This is a genomic window from Kitasatospora sp. NPDC091276 (assembly GCF_040684355.1).
Taxonomy (GTDB): domain Bacteria; phylum Actinomycetota; class Actinomycetes; order Streptomycetales; family Streptomycetaceae; genus Kitasatospora.
Window position 1 is genome coordinate 18,425 of record NZ_JBFBFU010000027.1, and the last position, 19,149, is coordinate 37,573.

The 19,149-nt window shown below is 73.2% G+C and carries 20 protein-coding genes and 1 riboswitch; of the genes, 13 read left to right on the forward strand and 7 right to left on the reverse strand.

All coding sequences use genetic code 11. The features are described 5' to 3' along the window. The first annotated feature begins 57 nt into the window (after nucleotides 1-57). The gene (locus AB0O19_RS28620) at nucleotides 58-600 is read left to right on the forward strand and encodes a helix-turn-helix domain-containing protein (protein WP_363623605.1); all 543 of its coding nucleotides are present in this window, start codon (nucleotides 58-60) and stop codon (nucleotides 598-600) included. Between the two features lie 70 nt (nucleotides 601-670). Here AB0O19_RS28620 and AB0O19_RS28625 read toward each other — a convergent pair whose 3' ends face one another. The 5 genes from AB0O19_RS28625 to AB0O19_RS28645 all read right to left on the reverse strand — a co-directional run bounded on the left by AB0O19_RS28625 (nucleotide 671) and on the right by AB0O19_RS28645 (nucleotide 6,113). Further along, nucleotides 671-1,852, reverse strand: a complete 1,182-nt coding sequence (locus tag AB0O19_RS28625) for an alpha/beta hydrolase (protein ID WP_363623607.1) — start codon at nucleotides 1,850-1,852, stop codon at nucleotides 671-673. Between the two features lie 250 nt (nucleotides 1,853-2,102). Next, a complete protein-coding gene (locus AB0O19_RS28630; RefSeq protein ID WP_363623609.1) occupies nucleotides 2,103-2,897 on the reverse strand; it encodes a hypothetical protein in 795 nt (264 codons plus the stop codon). 177 nt (nucleotides 2,898-3,074) lie between these two features. Continuing rightward, on the reverse strand, nucleotides 3,075-4,163 hold the full coding sequence (locus AB0O19_RS28635; protein WP_363623611.1) for a serine hydrolase domain-containing protein: 1,089 nt from the start codon (nucleotides 4,161-4,163) through the stop codon (nucleotides 3,075-3,077). A gap of 190 nt (nucleotides 4,164-4,353) precedes the next feature. Continuing rightward, nucleotides 4,354-5,421, reverse strand: coding sequence for a glycoside hydrolase family 19 protein (locus AB0O19_RS28640; RefSeq protein ID WP_363623725.1), 1,068 nt, complete (start codon nucleotides 5,419-5,421; stop codon nucleotides 4,354-4,356). Nucleotides 5,422-5,699: 278 nt separating this feature from the next. Beyond that, nucleotides 5,700-6,113, reverse strand: coding sequence for an HIT family protein (locus tag AB0O19_RS28645; protein ID WP_363623613.1), 414 nt, complete (start codon nucleotides 6,111-6,113; stop codon nucleotides 5,700-5,702). Between the two features lie 166 nt (nucleotides 6,114-6,279). On the opposite strand from AB0O19_RS28645, the gene AB0O19_RS28650 reads away from it, so the two are divergent. Next, nucleotides 6,280-6,468: a DUF1508 domain-containing protein gene (locus AB0O19_RS28650; RefSeq protein ID WP_063346479.1), complete on the forward strand. Its 189-nt coding sequence runs from the start codon at nucleotides 6,280-6,282 to the stop codon at nucleotides 6,466-6,468. A gap of 124 nt (nucleotides 6,469-6,592) precedes the next feature. Here AB0O19_RS28650 and AB0O19_RS28655 read toward each other — a convergent pair whose 3' ends face one another. Continuing rightward, complete coding sequence (locus tag AB0O19_RS28655) at nucleotides 6,593-7,288, reverse strand: MSMEG_1061 family FMN-dependent PPOX-type flavoprotein (protein WP_363623615.1); 696 nt, start codon at nucleotides 7,286-7,288, stop codon at nucleotides 6,593-6,595. A gap of 140 nt (nucleotides 7,289-7,428) precedes the next feature. On the opposite strand from AB0O19_RS28655, the gene AB0O19_RS28660 reads away from it, so the two are divergent. From AB0O19_RS28660 to AB0O19_RS28710, 11 genes are all read left to right on the forward strand, one after another. Further along, entirely contained in the window at nucleotides 7,429-7,743 is a 315-nt protein-coding gene (locus AB0O19_RS28660; protein ID WP_159398348.1) for an antibiotic biosynthesis monooxygenase family protein, read from the forward strand. Nucleotides 7,744-7,920: 177 nt separating this feature from the next. Next, nucleotides 7,921-8,048, forward strand: a riboswitch (FMN riboswitch). 208 nt (nucleotides 8,049-8,256) lie between these two features. Beyond that, complete coding sequence (locus AB0O19_RS28665; protein ID WP_063346476.1) at nucleotides 8,257-8,919, forward strand: riboflavin synthase; 663 nt, start codon at nucleotides 8,257-8,259, stop codon at nucleotides 8,917-8,919. Nucleotides 8,920-8,975: 56 nt separating this feature from the next. Beyond that, a complete protein-coding gene (locus tag AB0O19_RS28670; protein WP_350883668.1) occupies nucleotides 8,976-9,563 on the forward strand; it encodes a nicotinamide mononucleotide transporter family protein in 588 nt (195 codons plus the stop codon). Then, complete coding sequence (locus AB0O19_RS28675; protein ID WP_363623617.1) at nucleotides 9,560-10,837, forward strand: bifunctional 3,4-dihydroxy-2-butanone-4-phosphate synthase/GTP cyclohydrolase II; 1,278 nt, start codon at nucleotides 9,560-9,562, stop codon at nucleotides 10,835-10,837. The genes AB0O19_RS28670 and AB0O19_RS28675 overlap by 4 nt, the downstream gene beginning before the upstream one ends. Before the next feature lie 69 nt (nucleotides 10,838-10,906). Beyond that, nucleotides 10,907-11,380, forward strand: coding sequence for a 6,7-dimethyl-8-ribityllumazine synthase (ribH, locus tag AB0O19_RS28680; RefSeq protein ID WP_363581672.1), 474 nt, complete (start codon nucleotides 10,907-10,909; stop codon nucleotides 11,378-11,380). A 100-nt stretch (nucleotides 11,381-11,480) separates the two neighbouring features. Further along, nucleotides 11,481-11,753 (forward strand): phosphoribosyl-ATP diphosphatase, encoded by a 273-nt coding sequence (locus AB0O19_RS28685; protein ID WP_063346472.1) that lies wholly within the window; start codon nucleotides 11,481-11,483, stop codon nucleotides 11,751-11,753. 45 nt (nucleotides 11,754-11,798) lie between these two features. Further along, complete coding sequence (hisG, locus tag AB0O19_RS28690; RefSeq protein WP_350883551.1) at nucleotides 11,799-12,647, forward strand: ATP phosphoribosyltransferase; 849 nt, start codon at nucleotides 11,799-11,801, stop codon at nucleotides 12,645-12,647. A 165-nt stretch (nucleotides 12,648-12,812) separates the two neighbouring features. Further along, the gene (locus AB0O19_RS28695; protein ID WP_350883553.1) at nucleotides 12,813-13,253 is read left to right on the forward strand and encodes a PH domain-containing protein; all 441 of its coding nucleotides are present in this window, start codon (nucleotides 12,813-12,815) and stop codon (nucleotides 13,251-13,253) included. Nucleotides 13,254-13,534: 281 nt separating this feature from the next. Beyond that, on the forward strand, nucleotides 13,535-14,878 hold the full coding sequence (locus AB0O19_RS28700) for a hemolysin family protein (protein WP_363581676.1): 1,344 nt from the start codon (nucleotides 13,535-13,537) through the stop codon (nucleotides 14,876-14,878). Next, entirely contained in the window at nucleotides 14,875-15,921 is a 1,047-nt protein-coding gene (locus AB0O19_RS28705) for a hemolysin family protein (RefSeq protein WP_363623619.1), read from the forward strand. The genes AB0O19_RS28700 and AB0O19_RS28705 overlap by 4 nt, the downstream gene beginning before the upstream one ends. Nucleotides 15,922-16,019: 98 nt before the next feature. After that, nucleotides 16,020-17,006, forward strand: a complete 987-nt coding sequence (locus tag AB0O19_RS28710; protein ID WP_363623621.1) for an NAD-dependent epimerase/dehydratase family protein — start codon at nucleotides 16,020-16,022, stop codon at nucleotides 17,004-17,006. A 27-nt stretch (nucleotides 17,007-17,033) separates the two neighbouring features. Here AB0O19_RS28710 and AB0O19_RS28715 read toward each other — a convergent pair whose 3' ends face one another. Further along, nucleotides 17,034-18,992 carry an AAA family ATPase gene (locus tag AB0O19_RS28715; protein ID WP_363581901.1) on the reverse strand — a complete coding sequence of 653 codons (1,959 nt, stop codon included), beginning with the start codon at nucleotides 18,990-18,992 and terminating at the stop codon, nucleotides 17,034-17,036. Nucleotides 18,993-19,149: the final 157 nt, after the last annotated feature.

Below are 19,149 nucleotides of genomic sequence, written 5' to 3' on the forward strand. Positions count from 1 at the left end.
CTACCACCATTGGTCTGTTCATTGAACCCGCTGTCCGGGTGGACTACGCTGACCCGCATGGCGCTGGGAACCGACTACGAGCAGCAGGACTGCGCACTGGCCCGCGCCCTGGAGGTGGTCGGCGAACGCTGGAGCCTGCTGATCCTCCGCGACGCCTTCTACGGAGTGCAGCGTTTCAACGACTTCCTCGCCCACCTCGGCATCCCCCGCGCCGTCCTCACCGCCCGCCTCAACGCCCTGGTCGCGGCCGGGGTGCTGCGCAAGGAGCCGTACCAGCAGGCGCCGCTGCGCCACGGCTACCTGCTCACCGAGACCGGCCTCGAACTGTGGGGGCCGCTCTACCAGTTGAGTCGCTGGGGCGGCCGCCACGCGACCGCGGGCGGTCCGCACCACCTGTTCGCGCACGCCGTCTGCGGCACCGACCTGGACGTCGTCGGCGCCTGCCCGCGGTGCGGTGGCGCACCCGTCCCGCCGGCCGAGATCGCGATGCGCCCCAACCCCGCCCGCGGCGACGCGCACCGGGACGACCCGGTCTCCCGCTCCCTGGTCCGCCCGCACCGGCTGCTCGAACCGATCGCCTCGGCGGCGCCGGCCGCGTAGCGAACGGCGGGCGACGGACGGCGGCGCGGCCGTCGGCAGGCTGCCGACGGCCGCGCCCACCACACCCGGGTCACGGCTGGAACGACACCTCCGGATTGGCGGCGGTCGGCCCGTCGAGGAGCGGCTGCCGCACGCCCTTCAGCTGGAGGTCGAGGAAGGCCGCCACGTACGAGCGGGTGAGCTCCGCGCCCCGCTCGCCCGACATCGTGGTGCCGGGAGGCTGGGGCAGGTTGAGCTTCTCGAAGAACAGCGGGAAGTCGGTGAAGGTGCCGTGGTTGGAGCCGGCGAAGGTCAACCAGCGCTTCCAGCCGTCGAGGTGTGCCCAGCTCTCCGTCCAGCTGCTGTCCTCGGCGCCGTCGGGCAGCGGGTGGCCGATCATCAGGAAGGGCTTGCCGCCGATCCCGGAGGCGGGGACCGTGACGTCCATGGTGCCGTCCAGGTCCACCCCGGCCCGGATCCGGTCGTCGGCGAGCAGGGACGGGACGGTCGAGGCGCCGCCGGCCGAGTGCCCGGCCATCCCGATCCGGTCGCGGTCGATCATGCGGGCGTAGCGCCACGCCGGGTGGGGGCGGGCGGTCAGCTGGTCGAGGACGAAGGAGACGTCCTTCGCCCGGCTGTTGTCCACGGCCGCCCAGGACTCCGGGGTCGTCAGCTTGTCGCACAGCAGGCACGGGAGGGTCTGCCCGTCGGGGAACGTCGTCCCGGTGTTCTCGTAGGTGTGGTCGACCAGCGCGACGACGTACCCGCGGCTGGTCAGGTCCTCGGCGAGGCCGCTCAGCGAGGCCCGCGGCATGGTGAAGCCCGGCGACAGCACCACCAGCGGGAAGTGGCCGCCCTGCGGGCGCGCGTCGGACTTCGCCCAGGTCCGGGTGCCGGTGACCGTCTCGGTCGGGATGGTGTTGCCCGGGAGCTTCCCGTCCAGCAGCATCCGGGCGGCCGCAGGGGTCATGTACGGGGCCGCGCTGCCCGTCCCGGCCTTCGCGGGGTAGTACATCGACACCATCAGCTGGCGCGGACCGGCGGAGGGGACCCACGGATCCGGGCGGTCCCGGTCCACCAGGTGCAGGATCTCCTGCCCGACCGCGTACGGGCCGGTCGGGCGCGGCAGGTCGACGTGGACGGCGGCGGGGGCGGGAGCGGAGGCGTTCGTCAGGGCGGCGGGAGCGGCCAGCGCCGGCGCGGCGGCGGCGACGGACAGCGGCAGGGTGAGCAGCAGGGCTGCCGCGGCCGTGGTGGTACGAAGTCGGTTCATGTGAGGGACGGTAGGCCGGGGGAGCGGAAGTTGACGTCCACTCAGCGGCGTAGAGATCCCTTCCGGGATGTGCGGGCGGGGACCCTTAGGGGTCGGCCGAATGGACGCCGGCCGAACCGGGCCGAACCGGGCCGGACCGAACCGAACCAGGCCGGGCCGGACCGAACCGGGCCGGAGTCGTTGAGGAATCGAACTCGAACTCACCGCGGAGCAGCGAGCTCGGGAGCCCACCCCTCGGATCGTCCGCCGGTCAGAGGCTCCGGGCCCGGACCTCCTCGACGAAGGCCGCCGCCGCACCGGCGTTCGGCACCGGGAGGGTGAGCGGCAGGCCGGCCGAGTGCGTCCGGATCTCCAGTTCCCCGAGCTCCGAGGCCCGCGCGGACTGCACCTCCGTCCACCGGAACGACTCCGTCGCGGCGAGCGGGTGCGGCGGCCGGTGCACCAGCCCGCCGGCCGTCAGCGTCAGCCGCCCCCGGGCGAACCGGACGCCGCCCTCCGTGCGCAGCGCCTCGTGCAGTGCGGCCCGGAGGGTCGGGCGGAGTCGCTCGTCGAGCTCCCGGAACAGCTCGTCCAGCCGTCGCAGGTGCGCCAGTGCCAGTGGCTCGTCCGCGCCGACCAGCCAGATCCGGCCCTGCTCGCCCACTCCGTGCCGCCCGCCGGGGGCGTACTCGGTGGCCTCCACCGCACTCCACGGCAGGGGCTGCTCCGCGCCGTCCGCCCCGACCAGCACCAGCCCGCGCTCGTGCACCCGGACGGCCCGCAGGCCCGGCGCCGGCCGCAGCCGCCCGTACCCGCTCGCGGCCGTGATCGCCGCCGCGGCCACCACGGGCGCGGGCCACCACTCCCCGCTCGCCAGCCAGGCCGCCCCGGCGACAGCGGCCGCCGCCGCGTCCAGCCAGGCCCGCGTCGGCCATGGCAGCGGCCGGAACCGCCGGTACACCCGCACCGCGCGGCCGAGCCGCCCGTCGCCGTCCGCGACCGACCGAGCCCGCGACAAGGGCCACACCACCGCCACCTCGGCCACCTCCCGCTGAGCGAACACCACAACCGGAACCGCGACTGTCAGATCCTCAGCATCGACCGACCGCCGCGCCCTCGAACAGGGCCAATTCGTACCTCTTGGCCCTGAAACGACCTCACCCCATCCTCCACCTCACTCCGCCGACGGCCGCACCCGGTCCTCCGCCGGGCCCGCTCACCGCCACGCCCCGGCCCCGGCTCGTCAGCTCGTCGTCGCGTACTCGTTCTGCAGCGTGCGCAGCAGGGCCGTCCCGGCCGGATCGGCGGAGCGGCGGGTGTTCACCAGGACCACCACCCCCACCTGCTTCTCCGGATCGAAGGCCACGAAGGAGCGGAACCCGCCCGTGCCGCCGTTGTGCCAGATCTGCAGGTGGCCGCCCTGCTGGCTGTGCAGGCGGTGGCCGAGCCACCCCAGGTGCGTCCAGGCGAACGGGTTGACCCGGTGCCGGGTCTCCCGGGTGAGCGTGATCGCGGGCGCCAGCGGCGCGTCCGGCTCGCGGTCGGCGGCCAGCTGGGCCCGCAGGAGTATCGCCAGGTCGGAGGCGGTCGACCGGAGCCCGCCCATGCCGGAAATGTCCGCGAAGTTCCAGTACGGCACGGGCCGCCCGCCGGAGGTGTGCCCGTGCGCCAGCCGCTCGGACTGCTCCCGGCCCGAGCGCACGTGGGTGTCCACCAGCCCCAGCGGCTCGCATATCTCGCGCGCCACCAGCTCCTCGTAGCCGGTGCCGGTCCGGTGGGCGAGGGCCAGGCCGAGCAGCCCGGCGCCGAGGTTGGAGTAGCGGAAGCCGCGCCCGGGGGTGGCCCGCAGTCTCGTCCGGGCCAGCCCGGCGAGGACGTACTCGGTGCTGCAATGCGCGTACGGATCGGGTTTGTTGGGATTGAGCAGCGCAGTCGCCAGCATGCCCCGGGGCAGCCGGGGGAGCCCGGAGGTGTGGGTGGCGAGGTGTCGCAGGGTGATCGGCTGCCCGCCCCTGGCCGGGACGGCGGCACCGTCGGGCCGTACGTCGGCGAGCACGTCGGCGAGCGGTTCGTCGAGCGGGTCGTCGAGCCCGGTGGCGGTCCCGCCGGAGTCGGCGAGCACCAGCCGCGCGAGGGCGAGCGAGGTGAACACCTTGGTGACGGAGCCGACTTCGAACAGGGTGTGCGGCCCGGGCACGGCGCCGCCCGGACCGGTCCGCCCGGCGCCGCGGATCTCCACGGCGCCGCCGGCCAGCCCGGCGACCACCGCGCCGACGTGCTGGCCCGCGAGCCGGTCGGCGGTCTGTTGCGCGAGGCGGGCGAGTTCGTTCATGCCTTGAGCGTAGGGGGCCGCGACCTGCGAAGTCGTCCGCCGGAACGACGATTTCAACCGCCCTCCGCTGCTCCTGCGGGAGTACGCCCCCCACATGAGTACGCCCCGCTACGCTCGGCAGCGTACGGACACCACGGTGTGATGACCGGTCCGGGCGTAGCGGGGCGCGTGGTGGGGCGGGGGCGAGCCGTCAGCAGCTCAGGTTGCCCCCGGGGACGGTGCCGAGGATCTGGACGAAGCTCTGGTACAGGCTGATCCGGTGCTGCATCTGGGCGGTGTTGTTGCCGTTGCACTCCAGCGAGCCGTTGATGCTGCGGATCGTCTCACCGAAGCCGTACCCGTTGACCATGGCGTTGTGCGCGGTCATGGTGCCCGGCCCGTTCTGGGTGTTCCAGTACCAGAGGCCGGTCTTCCAGGCCACCGCAGGGTCGGTCTGCACCAGGTTCGGATTGTGCAGCAGGTCGATGCCGAGCGCGTCGCCGGCGGCCTTGTAGTTGAAGTTCCAGCTCAGCTGGATCGGCCCGCGCCCGTAGTACGCGGCCTGCCCGGCCGGGCACCCGTACGGTTGCGAGGCGTCGCAGTAGTGCGGGTAGTTGGCGGTGTTCTGCTCGACCACGTACACCAGTCCGCCGGTCTCGTGGCTGACGTTGGCGAGGAACGCGGCGGCCTCCTGCCGGCGCACGGTGTCGCTGCCGGTGGCCGCGAAGCCGGGGTAGGCGCCGAGCGCGTCGAGCAGGCCCTGGTAGGTGTAGAAGGAGTTCCGGCCCGGGAACATCTGGTCGAACTGGGCCTGGCTGACCGGGAATCCGCCCGGGTTGGGCGGCTGGGTCGAGCCGCAGCCGTACGGCTCCCAGTACCAGGTGCTGATGACCGGGTCGTAGCCCGGGTTGTCGTGGGTGGCGCGGTAGTAGCCGCCGTTGGTGTACCGGACGATGTCGCCGGCGACGTAGGCGCGGCCGGCGACCCAGGCGGGGTAGTCGCAGGTGCCGGACGTCGGGGTCGGCGTCGGGTCGGTGGACCCGCCGCAGGAGCCCTGGTCGGCCCAGACCCCGGTGCCGCCGGTGCTCGGGGGCTCGTTCTGGGTCCACCACTTGGCGGTCCAGTTGTGCCCGTTGTACGAGACGGCCGCGCCGCCGGTGTAGGCGGTGGCCGCGCTCCACGGCGTGCCGCAGGCGGCGGCGCTGGCGGAGGCGGGGAGGAGGACCGCGACCGCCAGCGCCGTGACCACGGCGGAGAGCAGCGCGAGCAGGCGTTTCATTGACACGTCATCACCCCTTGTGCGGTGGGGGCCGCACGTCGTCGTGACAGGGACTTGAGCGGGCAGGGGATCCGGGTCCCGTGCGGGGGTGCGCCAGGGGAAGGCGGCCGACCGGGGTGTGGGCCGGTGCGGGGCCGTGAAGGCGACTCAAGCGGAGTGTTCTATACCTGTCAAGAGAGTGGGTGGAACCGGCTCACAAATGCGGTGCGCACGCCCCCCGGCGCCCCCGCGAGCCCTCCCGGCCTCCGAGCGTCGCCCTCGGCCCCTCGCGAGCCCCCTCAGTCGCCGAGCGCCGCGCGCAGTCGGGCCGCGACCTCCCCCGCCCCCGCCTCGTCCGGGTACTTCCCCCGCGGCCAGAAGAAGCCGCGCAGCCCGTCCTTCGGATTGCGCGGCACCACGTGGACGTGCAGATGCGGCACCGACTGGCTGATCCGGTTGTTCGCCGCCACGAAGCTGCCCGCCGCGCCCAGTCCGCGCTCCACCGCGGCGGCCACCCGCTGCACCTGGAGGAAGAACGGCCCCACGTCGGCGGCCGGCAGGTCCGCCAGGGTGCGGTGGTGGGCGCGCGGGACGACCAGCACGTGACCGGGGAACAGCGGCCGCCGGTCCAGGAAGGCCACCGCCGCCGCGTCGTCCAGCACCCGGTGCGCGGGCTCCTCGCCCGCCACCACCGCACAGAAGACGCAGTCCATCCGCCCATTCAAACCACCGGCGCCCGCCCCGGCACCTCCGCGATCGCGCGGTTGCGGGGCGTCACCCGTCCGGCCTCGAGCGGGTGCGGCCTCCGGGGCGGGTGGCGCACGGTGCTGGAGGGGGTCGACCAGAGGCGCGCCGTGCGCCGCACGAGGAGGTGGCCCGATGGCGGGCAAGTTCGAGGTCTACGAGGACGCCGGCGGCAAGTACCGGTTCCGGCTCAAGGCGGGCAACGGCGAGATCGTCGCCACCGGCCAGGGGTACTCCAGCAAGGAGGCCGCCCACAAGGGCGTCGAGGCCGTCCAGCGGGCGGCCAGCGACGCGCCGGTGGTGGACGTGCCCAAGGCCGCCTGAGCACGCCGAGCACCGAGCACCGAGCGCCGAGTGCCGACACCGAGTGCCGAGCGTCGAGCACCGAGCGCCGCCCGCCACGCGGCAGCACGCCGTGTGGCGGAAGGCGCCGCCCGCGCCGCGGTCGTCACTCGTAGCGGTGGAGCAGCGCCTCCCGCTCGGTCTGCTCGATCATCTCGATGGTCAGCGAGTCGTCCCGCAGGTGCGAGAGGGTGATCTCGGCCGAGGTCGGCTGCGCGTCCTTGGCCAGCCAGTTCTCCGGCTTCCACGCCGAGCCGCGCAGGAAGGACTTCGGGCAGTGCGCGTACACCTCCTCGACGGCCACCACGATCGCGCTGCGCGGGGGATTCCCGACGGCGGTCAGCTGCCGCAGCAGCTCCGGGTCGGTGGAGACGCAGGCCCGCCCGTTGACCCGGAGCGTGGTGTCCCGGCCCGGAACGACGAAGAGCAGCCCGACCCGGCCGTTCTCCAGGATGTTGTGCAGGGTGTCCAACCGCTTGTTGCCGGTGGCGTCCGGGATGGCCAGGGTGTGCTCGTCGAGGACGGAGACCACCCCGGCCGGCCCGCCGCGCGGGGAGACGTCGCAGCGCCCGGCGGCGTCCGAGCTCGCCACGAACACCAGCGAGGAGCAGGCGATCAGCCGCCGCGCGACCTCGTGCAGGTGGTCGACCTGCTTGCGGCGCGCGTGGTCGCCGGGCTGCTCGTAGACCTCGCGCAGCTGCGCCGGGTCGGTCAGCGCCCCTGCGCCGAGAGCGGCGAACAGGCTGCCCGGCGCATCCGGGGCGGCGGTTGACGGCATGACAGATTCCGGTGTGCTGGTCATACCGGAAATCTAGCCGAGTCCCTTCCCGGAGCCCCCGGCCGCCGGCGGTGCAGTCCTCGGTAAAGCTTCCCCGCCACCCCTCCCCACCAGCGGTTTTACCGTGATAATGGGGCCAGGCGCTCCGCTCGGAGGTGGTGGTCGTGATCGTGAGGATCTGGGCCGGGCAGGTCCTGGCCGGTCGCATCGAGGAATTCTGTGTGCTGCTGACAACCCAGGTGATCCCGCAGCTCGGGCGGACCGACGGTTGCCTGGGCGGCGAACTGCTGCGCTCGGTGACCGAGGACGGACACCGGGTGCTCGTGGTGAGCCGCTGGCGCGACGAGGCGGCCCTGCGCGGGTACGCGGGGCCGATGTGGCGGATCCGGCCGGTCTGGTCGGAGGGCGAGCTGTGCTACCTCGCGCACCCGCCGGTGGTCACCCACTTCACGTCGATCGCCGCGCCCGCCACGCTCTGACCGCGCCCGCTACTTTCCGTACGCACCTGCCACTTTCCGTGTGCGCCCGCCACGTTGTGGGCGTCACCTACCACCCGGCCGCACATTCCCCGCATCCGCGTGAAACAGGCCACAGCGGAAGGCTCTCCCTGGGCTTGCGCACGCCATGGCAGAATGACCCCAACAGCAGTGACGTTCAGCGCACTCCGGGGTCGGTGAAAATCCGAACCGGCGGTTACAGTCCGCGACCCGTCCGCAGCCAGCGGCCGGTTGACCAGGTGAAATTCCTGGACCGACGGTTAAAGTCCGGATGGGAGGCGTGCGCGGGCGGACGAAGAGCAGTATCCGTGGTCCCCCGGTGGACCGCGGCCAGGTGAACGGCGGGAGAGGTGTCTCCCGTGCCGGGCGAGCGATCTCCCGGCGGCCTCGGCATCCCGGCGACGGGTCGTGCCGTCGGCTCGCGCGCCGTTGCCCGTCCGTGTCATCTCCCATGCCGCCCCGGAGTCCGCGCCCCCAAGCGCGAGGAGAACCCGGGTGTTCACCGGCATCATCGAAGAGCTCGGCGAGGTCGTGTCGATCGAGGAGATCGGCGACTCCTCGCGAATCCGCCTGCGCGGCCCGGTGGTCTGTACGGGTGCGCGGCACGGCGACTCCATCGCGGTCAACGGCGTCTGCCTGACCGTCGTCGACAGCCCGGACCAACTGGCGGCCGATACGGGCGAGTTCAGCGCCGACGTGATGGCCGAGACGCTGCACCGCTCCAGCCTCGGCGAGTTGAAGCCCGGCTCCCGGGTCAACCTGGAGCGCGCCATGGCGCTCGGCGACCGGCTCGGCGGCCACCTCGTCCAGGGCCATGTCGACGCCACCGGCACGCTGTTGGGCCGCGAGCCCGGCGAGCGCGACGCGGCCGGCGACCTGCGCTGGGAGGTGCTGCGCTTCTCGCTGCCCGGCACCATCTCCCGCTACCTGGTGGAGAAGGGCTCGATCACGGTCGACGGCGTCAGCCTCACCGTGGTGGAGGCCGCCCGGGACAGCTTCACCGTCAGCCTCATCCCCACGACCCTCGCGCTGACCTCGCTCGGCGCCAAGGCCGTCGGCGAGAGCGTCAACCTCGAAGTGGACGTGCTCGCCAAGTACGTCGAGCGACTGCTCGACTCCCGCACCCTTCCCCCGACGATCGCCGGAGAGTCCAAGTGAACTGGCTCAGCGGAGAAGCGTTCACCGTCTTCGGCGAGCACGTGAAGTGGGCCGACATGTTCGGCAACCTGCTCGGCCTGGCCGGGCTGGCCTTCGGCTGGCGCCGCTCGGTCTGGAGCTGGCCGCTCCAACTCCTGTCCGGCGCCGTGCTGATCGCCGCCTACCTCGGGGGCCACGTCCCCGGCCTGATCGGCAAGCAGCTGATCGTGCTCGTCACCGCCGCCTGGGGCTGGGCCCAGTGGCGGCGGGGCCGCCGGGACACCGGCACGATCGCCGTCCGCTTCGCCACCTGGCCCGAGCGGGCCGCCCTGGTGGTCGGCACCGCGGCCGGCACCGTCGCGCTGGCCTGGCTGTTCACGGCCCACCCCAGCCTGTCCTGGAGCCCCTGGTCGGACGCCTACATCTTCGTCGGCACGCTGGCCGCGATGGTCGCCCAGGCCCGTGGCTGGCTGGAGTTCTGGTTCGCCTGGATCGCCGTCGACGTGGTCGGCGTCCCGCTCGCCTTCAACAACGGCTACCCCTTCTCCGGTCTCACCTACTCGATCTACTTCGTCCTGGTGCTGCTCGGCCTGCGCTCCTGGTGGCTGAGCAGTCGTGAGCCGCGCGTCAACTCCGCCACCGTCCCGCAGGGAGTCACGGTATGACCGAGAACCACACCGCCGACCGCGACCGCGAGGCGGCACCCGAACTCGTCCTCGACCCGGTCGAGCGCGCGATCGCCGACATCGCCCTCGGCCGCGCCGTGATCGTGGTCGACGACGAGGACCGCGAGAACGAGGGCGACATCGTCTTCGCCGCCTCCGCCGCCACCCCCGAGCTGATGGCCTTCACCATCCGCTACAGCTCCGGCGTGATCTGCGCCCCGCTGACCGGCGAGGAGCTGGACCGGCTCAAGCTGCCGCCGATGACCCAGGTCAACGAGGACCGCAAGGGCACCGCGTACACCGTCTCGGTGGACGCCCGGGAGGGGGTCGACACCGGCATCTCCGCCGCCGACCGCGCCCGCACCGTCCGGCTGCTGTCCTCGCCCGGCACCGAGCCCGGCGACCTCACCCGCCCCGGGCACGTGTTCCCGCTGCGCGCGGTCGAGGGCGGCGTGCTGGTGCGCCCCGGCCACACCGAGGCCGCCGTCGACCTGGCCCGGCTCGCCGGACTGCCGCCGGCCGGTGCGATCGCCGAGGTGGTCAACGACGACGGCACCATGGCCCGGCTGCCCGAGCTGGTCGCCTTCGCCCGCGAGCACGGCCTCGCGATCATCTCCATCGAGGACCTGATCGCCTACCGTCGCCGCACCGAACTGCACGTCGACCGGGCCGCCGTGACCGCCCTGCCCACCGTCCACGGCGAGTTCACGGCCGTCGGCTACCAGGGCACCATCGACGGCGTCGAGCACCTCGCGCTGGTGGCCGGCGGCCTCGGCGCGGACGGCCGGCTGCCCGAGGGCGAGGACGTCGTGGTCCGGGTCCACTCCGAGTGCCTGACCGGCGACGTCTTCGGCTCGCTGCGCTGCGACTGCGGCCCCCAGCTGGAGGCCTCGCTCCACAAGGTCGCGGAGTCCGGCCGCGGCGTGGTGCTCTACCTGCGCGGCCACGAGGGCCGGGGGATCGGCCTGGCCCACAAGCTGCGCGCCTACGAACTCCAGGAGCAGGGGCGCGACACCGTCGACGCCAACCTCGACCTCGGCCTGCCGGCCGACGCCCGCGACTACAGCATCGCGGCGCAGATGCTGGTGGACCTCGGCGTCCGCTCGCTCACCCTGCTCACCAACAACCCGGAGAAGCTCACCGCGCTCACCGAGCACGGTCTCAAGGTCAAGGGGCGCGAAGCGGTCGAGATCGCGCCGGGTGAGCACAACCTGCGCTACCTGCGCACCAAGCGCGACCGGATGGGCCACGACCTGCCCGGCCTCGACTCCTGAACCCGCCCCACGCCCCACGCCTCACGCCTCACGCACCACGCCCCACCACGACGGACAGGAAGAACGAACATGAGCGGCCACGGAGCCCCCGAGCTGACCATCGACGGCGCCGCCGACCTCAAGGTCGCCGTCGTCGCCGCCCAGTGGCACGACGTCGTGATGAACGGCCTGCTGGACGGTGCCCACCGGGCGCTCAAGGAACTGGGCGTCACCGAGCCGACCGTGCTGCGCGTCCCCGGCACCTTCGAGCTGCCGGTCGCCGCCAAACGCCTCGCCGACCACGGCTACGACGCGGTCGTCGCCCTCGGCGTGGTGATCCGCGGCGGCACCCCGCACTTCGACTACGTCTGCCAGGCGGCCACCGCCGGCCTCACCCAGGTGACCGTCGACACCGGCGTCCCGGTCGGCTTCGGCGTGCTGACCTGCGACAACGAGGAGCAGGCACTCGACCGCGCCGGCCTGCCCGGCTCCGCGGAGGACAAGGGCCACGAGGCCGTCACCGCCGCCGTCGCGACCGCCGCGGTGCTGCGCGCCGCGCTCTGAGCGCACCGCCCCGACCCGGACCGTGGACGTCCAACGGACTGTCCACGGTCCGGGACCGTTTACCGCCGGTCAGCCCGCACGCCGTAAGGTGAGTCCCATCATGGCTTCGAAGACATTCGAGGAGCTCTTCGCCGAGCTCCAGCAGAAGGCCGCCACCGGCGACCCCTCGTCCTCCCGTACCGCGCAGCTCGCCCAGCAGGGCGTCCATGCGATCGGCAAGAAGGTCGTTGAGGAGGCCGCCGAAGTCTGGATGGCCGCCGAGTTCCAGACGGACGAGCAGACCGCCGAGGAGATCTCACAGCTCCTGTACCACGTTCAGGTGATGATGATCGCCCGCGGGCTGACGCTCGACGACGTCTACAAGTACCTCTAAACCCGAACCGCACGCCCCTCCCCACAGGTAAGGAACCAACCTCCCATGCTGCGCATCGCCGTCCCCAACAAGGGTTCTCTCTCGGGTCCCGCGGCGGAGATGCTCCATGAGGCCGGCTACCGCCAGCGGAAGGACCCCAAGGAGCTCGTCCTCGTCGACCCGAACAACGAGGTCGAGTTCTTCTTCCTGCGCCCGCGCGACATCGCCGTCTACGTCGGCTCCGGCCGCCTGGACATCGGCATCACCGGCCGCGACCTGCTGCTGGACTCGCACTCCAACGCCGAAGAGGTGCTCGCGCTCGGCTTCGCCGCGTCGACCTTCCGCTTCGCCCGCCCCGAAGGCGTGGCCGTCGAGGACGTCAAGGGCCTGGAGGGCCTGCGGATCGCGACCTCCTACACCGGCCTGGTCGAGCAGCACCTCGCCGACCACGGCGTGAAGGCGACCGTCACCAAGCTGGACGGCGCGGTGGAGACCGCGGTGCAGCTGGGCGTCGCCGACGTGATCGCCGACGTGGTCGAGACCGGCACCAGCCTGCGCAACGCCGGCCTGGAGGTGTTCGGCGAGCCGATCCTGATCTCGGACGCCGTGGTGATCCGCCCCAAGGGCGCGGGCGAGGACACCCGGGTGGACCAGTTCCTGCGCCGCCTCCAGGGCGTGCTGGTGGCCCGCCGCTACGTGCTGATGGACTACGACATCCGCGCCGAGAAGGTCGGTGCCGCCGTGGCGCTCACCCCCGGCCTGGAGTCGCCGACCGTCTCCCCGCTGCACACCGAGGGCTGGGTGGCGGTGCGCTCGATGGTGCTCCGCAAGGAGGCCCAGCAGATCATGGACGACCTGTGGGGCATCGGCGCCCGGGCCATCCTGGTCACCAACATCCACGCCTGCCGCCTCTGAACCGGTGCGGCGGCGACCTCGCCCGCCGTGGTGCGGGTAAGGAACGGTTGAATGGGGCGGGGACGCTGACCGGCGTCCCCGCCCTTCGTCCGGATCCGCCCGCTGCCCGGAACCGTCGTTCCCGGGAACGACCGTTCCCCCGAACCACCCCACCGGAGACCCCACGTGTCCACGCCGCCCGTCGAGTTCCCCGTCACCTGGGCGCCGCGCCGCACCCGCGCGGTGCTGCTGCCGGTCTGCGCGCTGCTGGTGGTGCTGTTCGCCGTGATGGCCGTGGCGCTCCCGGAGAACTGGCAGCTCAACGACCGGATCATGATGGCGGGCAGCGGCGTGCTGTTCGCGTGCGTGGGCCTGATGCTGGCCCGCCCCCGGGTGAGCGCCGACGCGCAGGGCGTGACGGTGGTCAACTTCGTCCGCAGCCGCCGGCTCACCTGGGCCGAGATCGTCCGGGTCAACTTCCGCCAGGGCGACCCGTGGGCCACCCTCGACCTGGCCGACGGCACCTCGCTCGCCGCGGTCGGCATCCAGTCCGGCGTCGGCAAGGACCAGGCGATCGCGCACGCCCGCGCCCTGCGCGACCTGGTCGAGCACCACGCCGGGGCCTGAGCCCCGCAGCGCCGCCGCCGGTCGGCGCCCGCCCGTTCCACACCGGCACCGCCGGTCCGCCGACACCCCTCCGGTCCCCGCCGGGCCTGCGAATCCTCGGCCCGGCGGGTCCGAACACTCTTCCTACCATCGTCCGGGTATGGTCTACGCTGGTAAAAGCAGGGCAAAACTTCCGTCCTGCCCGAAAGACGACTTGAGGAGTGACTTCCCCCCTCGATGGACGATCCGTCCGGTAGTACCTGCGCCGCCCACCTTCCTGTCAGCGGAAGGCAGGCGGCACTGTGATCACCGCCTGGCTGCTGTTGCTCGCAGCCCTCCTGCTGATCCTCGCCAACGGCCTGTTCGTGGCCGCCGAGTTCGCCTTCGTGACCGTCGAGCGCGGGGCTGTCGAACGCTCCGCCGAGGCCGGAGACGCCAAGTCCGTCCGCGTCTCCCGGGCCCTGCGGCACCTCTCGTTCGAACTCTCCGGCGCCCAGCTCGGCATCACCGTCACCTCGCTGGTGGTCGGCATGCTCGCCGAGCCGGCGCTGTCCACCCTGCTCAGCCCCGTCATGACCGGGATCGGCGTGCCCGAGTCGGCCGCCCGCGGCGTCGCCGTGGTCGTCGGCATGGTGCTCGCCACCGTGGTGCAGATGGTGATCGGCGAGCTGGTCCCGAAGAACTGGGCGATCTCCCGCCCGCTCCAGGTGGCCCGCGCGGTCGCCGCCCCGCACATGGCCTTCTCCTTCGCCTGCCGCCCGCTGATCAGCTTCCTCAACGGGGCGGCCGACCGGACGGTCCGCGCCTTCGGCGTCGAGCCGCAGGAGGAGCTGGACCACGCCCGGACCCCGGCCGAGCTGGTCTCGCTGGCCCGCCACTCGGCCAAGGCCGGCGCGATAGACGAGGAGTCGGCGACCCTGTTCGTCCGCACCCTGGGCCTGGGCGAGCTGACCGCCGAGTCCGTGATGACCCCGCGGATCGACGTCGCCTCCCTCCAGGGCGACGCCACCGCCTCCGACGTGATCAACCTGACCCGGGCCACCGGCCTGTCCCGCTTCCCGGTCTACACCCACAGCCTGGACGAGGTCACCGGCATCGTGACCCTCAAGGACGCCCTCGCCGTCCCGGCCGCCCGGCGCGGCCTGGTCCGGGTGAGCGAGCTCACCTCGCCGCCGCTGCTGGTGCCCGAGACCCTGCCCGCCGAGCGGCTGCTCGACCAGCTGCGCCGCCTCCAGCCGATGGCCATCGTGGTCGACGAGTACGGCGGCACCGCCGGTGTCGTCACCGTCGAGGACATCGTCGAGGAGATCGTCGGCGAGGTGCAGGACGAGCACGACCCCGCCGACCGCCCCGAGCTGCTCCCGCTGCCCCCGGTGGACGGCCTGCCGGCCTGGGAGGCCGAGGGCCGCGCCCGGATCGACCAGCTGGAGGCGATCGGCCTGATCGCCCCGGACGGCCCGTACGAGACGCTGGCCGGCCTGGTCGCCGACCTGCTCGGCAAGCTGCCCGAGGTCGGCGAGCAGGCGGAGCTGCCGGGCTGGCGCTTCACCGTGACGGGTGTCGACCGGCACCGCACCAGCCAGGTCCGGGTCGAGCGCACCAGCGCGCCGGCCTCGTTCGGAGACGACCAGGAGAACGCCCGATGACCGCGCTCCAACTGGCCGTCGCCGTCCTGCTCCTGCTCGGGAACGCCTTCTTCGTCGGCGCCGAGTTCGCCGTCGTCTCGGTGCGCCGCAGCCAGATCGAACCGCTCGCCGAGGCCGGCCACAAGCGTGCCCGCACCGTGCTGCACGCGCTGTCCAACGTGTCCGCGATGCTGGCCGCCGCCCAGCTCGGCATCACCGTCTGCTCGCTGGGCCTCGGCGCCCTGGCCGAGCCGACCATCGCCAGTCTGCTGGAGGGCCCGTTCCACGCGATCGGCGTCCCGTCCGGTCTGATGCACCCGCTCTCGTACGGCATCTCGCTGGCCGTCGTGGTCTTCCTGCACATGGTGATGGGCGAGATGGTGCCCAAGAACATGGCCATGGCGGGCCCGGAGAAGGCCGCGCTCTGGCTCGGCCCGCCGCTGGACCGGCTGGCCCGCTGGCTGGCCCCGGTGATCAGCCTGCTGAACGCCATCGCCAACGGTGTGCTGCGGCTGTTCCGGGTCGAGCCCAAGGACGAGGTCGAGTCGGTGTTCACCACCGAGCAGCTGATGTACCTGCTGGTCGACTCCCGGGACGCCGGCCTGCTCGACGAGGGCCGTCAGGAGCGTCTGGAGGACGCCCTGGAGCTGGGCCACCGCCCGGTCACCGAGGTGCTGCTCAAGCCCGAGCAGCTCGTCACCGTGGACACCAAGGTGACCGCCGCGGAGGTCGAGGAACTCGCCCTGCGCACCGGCTTCTCGCGCTTCCCGGTCACCGACGGCGACCCGGCCGGCCACGGCTACCTGGGCTACCTGCACCTCAAGGACATCCTCGACGTGGAGGACCCGTCCGCGCCCGTCCCGGCCCGGCTGTGGCGTCCGATCACGGTGCTGCGCGGCAGCCTCCCGCTGGACGACGCGCTCGGCGCGATGCGCCGGGCGACCTGCCACCTGGCCGCCGTGCTGGACCAGGACGGCCGCACGCTCGGTGTGGTCATGCTGGAGGACGTGCTGGAGGAGCTGGTCGGCGAGATGCACGACCCGGACCACCGCTCCGCCGCCTGAGGTTCCCCCTTCCGCTGACGGCGTGTCCGCCGCGGGCGATTCTGCTCTCGGCGTTCAGCCGTTCCCATGCCGACCACCCTGGGCGCAGGGTGGTCGGCATGAGGCTTCTCCTGCTGGGTGGAACGAATTTCGTCGGACGGGTCGTCGCCGAGGAGGCGCTGGTCAGGGGATGGGAGGTGACGGCCCTCAACCGGGGTACGCAGCCCGCGCCCGCGGGCGTGACCGCACTGCTGGGCGACCGCACCGCCGAGGGCGGGCTCGCGGCGCTGGCCACGGGGGAGTGGGACGCGGTGGTGGACACCTGGTCCGGAGCCCCGACGGCGGTGCGTGACAGCGCCCGGCTGCTGGCCGGCCGGGTCGGCCACTACGCGTACGTCTCCAGCCGGTCGGTGTACGACTACCCGCTGGCGCGCGGGGCGGACGAGTCGGCGAAGGTGGTCGAGTCGTCCCCGGACGCGGAGGGCGAGGTGCCCTACGCCGAGGCCAAGCGCGGGGCCGAACTGGCCCTGGAGGCGGAGTTCGGCGGGCGCGCCCTGCTCGCCCGGGCCGGGCTGATCCTCGGCCCGCACGAGAACATCGGCCGGCTGCCCTGGTGGCTGAACCGGATCGCCCGGGGCGGCCCGGTGCTCGCCCCCGGCCCGTACGACCTGCCGCTGCAGTACATCGACGTCCGCGACCTCGCGGGCTGGCTCCTGGACGCGTCGGCGGCCCGGCTCGGCGGCGCGTGCAACGTGGTCAGCCCGGCGGGCCACACCACGACGGGCGAGCTGCTGGAGGCCTGCGTGCGGGTCACCGGCTCGGACGCGGACCTGCGCTGGACCGACCCCGAGCGCATCCTGGCGGCCGGCGTCGAGCCGTGGACGGAGCTGCCGATCTGGCTGGCGCCCGGAGAGCTGAACGACTTCCTGCACGGCGCGTCCGTGGACCGGGCGGTCGCCGCCGGGCTGCGCTGCCGGCCGGTGGGCGAGACGGTCGAGGACACCTGGGCCTGGCTGCGGTCGATCGGCGGCGTCGCCCCGCGGCGCGCCGACCGGCCGAAGGTCGGACTCGACCCCGAGCGCGAGGCCGAGCTGCTCCGGGGCTGATCCCGGCGCGAGCCCGGGGAGCTGGTCTCAGCCGCGGCCGTCGATCAGCTCCCCGTAGGCCTGGACGAGGTCGGGCAGGCGCAGGGTCGCCAGGTCCTCCCGGCCCGGCGGCTCGCGCAGCAGTGAGAGCCGCAGGTCCCGGTAGGCGCAGGACTTCTCGTAGAGGGTGCGGATGAACCGGCCGTTCCCGAGTTCGTCGATCCAGCCCTCGCGGACCACGTGGGCGCAGATGCTGGCCAGTTCCTCGGCCGCGTCCTCGTCCCAGCCGTCGCCGTCCCGGCCGGCCAGCGCGGCGCCGATCGCGGTCAGCTCGTTCGGGCGGTAGCTGGGGAAGTCGACCCGGGTGGTGAAGCGGGAGTTGAGGCCGGGGTTGGTGGCGAGCAGCCGGTTCATGCCCTCGGGGTAGCCGGCCAGGATCACCACCAGACGGTCGCGGTTGTCCTCGGCGCGTTTCAGCAGCACCTGTAGGGCCTCGTCGCCGTAGGCGTCGCCCTTGGTGTAGCCGGAGTTGGAGAGGCTGTACGCCTCGTCGATGAACAGCACGCCGTCCAGTGCCGAATCGATCAGCTCGTTCGCCTTGACCGCGGTCTGGCCGAGGAACTCGCCGACCAGGTCGGCCCGTTGGGCCTCCACCAGGTGGTCGCCGGAGAGCAGTCCGAGGGCGTGGAAGACCCGGCCGAGGATCCGGGCCACGGTGGTCTTGCCGGTGCCGGAGGGGCCGGAGAAGACGAAGTGGCGCTTGGGCGGCTGGACCGGCAGGCCCTGCGCGGCCCGGAGTCTGGACATCCGCAGCTGCGCTGACAGCGCCCGCACCTGGCGCTTGACCGGCTCCAGGCCCACCATCAGCGAGAGTTCCGCCAGCGCCGCGTCCAACTCGCGCTCGTCGTCGACCGGTTGGGTGGCGGGCAGTGGAGCGGTGCGGGGCTGGGCCTCGGCGCGGACCGGCGCCGGCAGCGGGGTGGCGGAGCCGCCCGGCGAACCCGACCGCTCGCCGGCCGCCTGCGGCGCGGGGTCCGCCGTGGAGGCGTCGCCCGGGCCGGGCCCCGTGAGAAACCCGACGCCCTCGACGAATCCGACCCCGCCGGTGTACCCGGCGCCCTCGGTGAACCCGGGGGCCGCGTCGCCGAAGCCCCCCGCCGTGGCGTACCCGGCCCCGTCCTGGAAGTCCGCCTCGTCCGTCTCGTCCGCCTCGTCCGGCGCGGTGTCCTCGTACCCGGCCGACCGCCCGCCCGCCGGCAGGCCGCCGTCCAGCAGGGCGTCCGGCAGGTCGTCCGCCAACCCGTCCTCCGCCGCGATCGCGGCCAGCCGCGCGGCGGTGTCCATGAACACCGGATCGGCCCGGTGCACCGCCCGGTAGAGCGGCAGCGCGGCCGCACTGCGCCCGGCCCCCTCGTACGCCCGGGCCAGCCAGTACCGCAGCTCCTTGCGCTGGGGCTGCTCGGAGCGGCAGCGGGCCAGCGAGGCGGCCAGCGGCGCCTGCGCCTGGGCGCACATGTCCAGCCGGACCCGTGCCATGCCGGCGAACAACCCGGCCTCGATGCCGAGCAGCGGGTCGTCCAGCAGCCGGTCGGTGTCCCGGATCAACTGCTCCCAGTCCTTGAGCAGATAGGACCGGCAGGCGTACAGGAACTGGGCGGACGGGTCCTCGCTGGGCGCCGGGCACTGTTCCAGCGCCCGGTCCAGCTCGGCCAGGTGGCGGCCGTCCAGCCAGTGCGAGGCGTGCGCCAGGGCCAGGTCGCGGGCGTCCTCCAGGACGGGCTGCACCCACCAGCCCAGCCAGTACCAGGAACTGAGCGGGCGGCGGTGGCGCCGCCGCTGCTCGCCGAACCGCTTCTGGTTGCGGTACATGGCCAGCAGCGCCGCCGAGGTGTCGCTGCGCAGCGCGTGCAGGCCGAGCCAGGCGTCGGCCATGCCCGGGTCCAGCCGGACGGCCGCGCGGAACTCCTCCTCGGCACGGGCGTACGCGCCCGCCGTGTACGCGTCCATGGCACGCAGCCACGCGCGTTCGGCGAGCCGGTCCGGGCCGCCCGCGTTGCTGTCCGAACTGTCCACCGTCGTCACTCACGCCCCCCGCGGCTTGGCCCGGGGCTCGGTGGCAGGTCGCCTGCGTGCAGCCGGGCCGGTGGTCGAAAGCCCCCGGGCG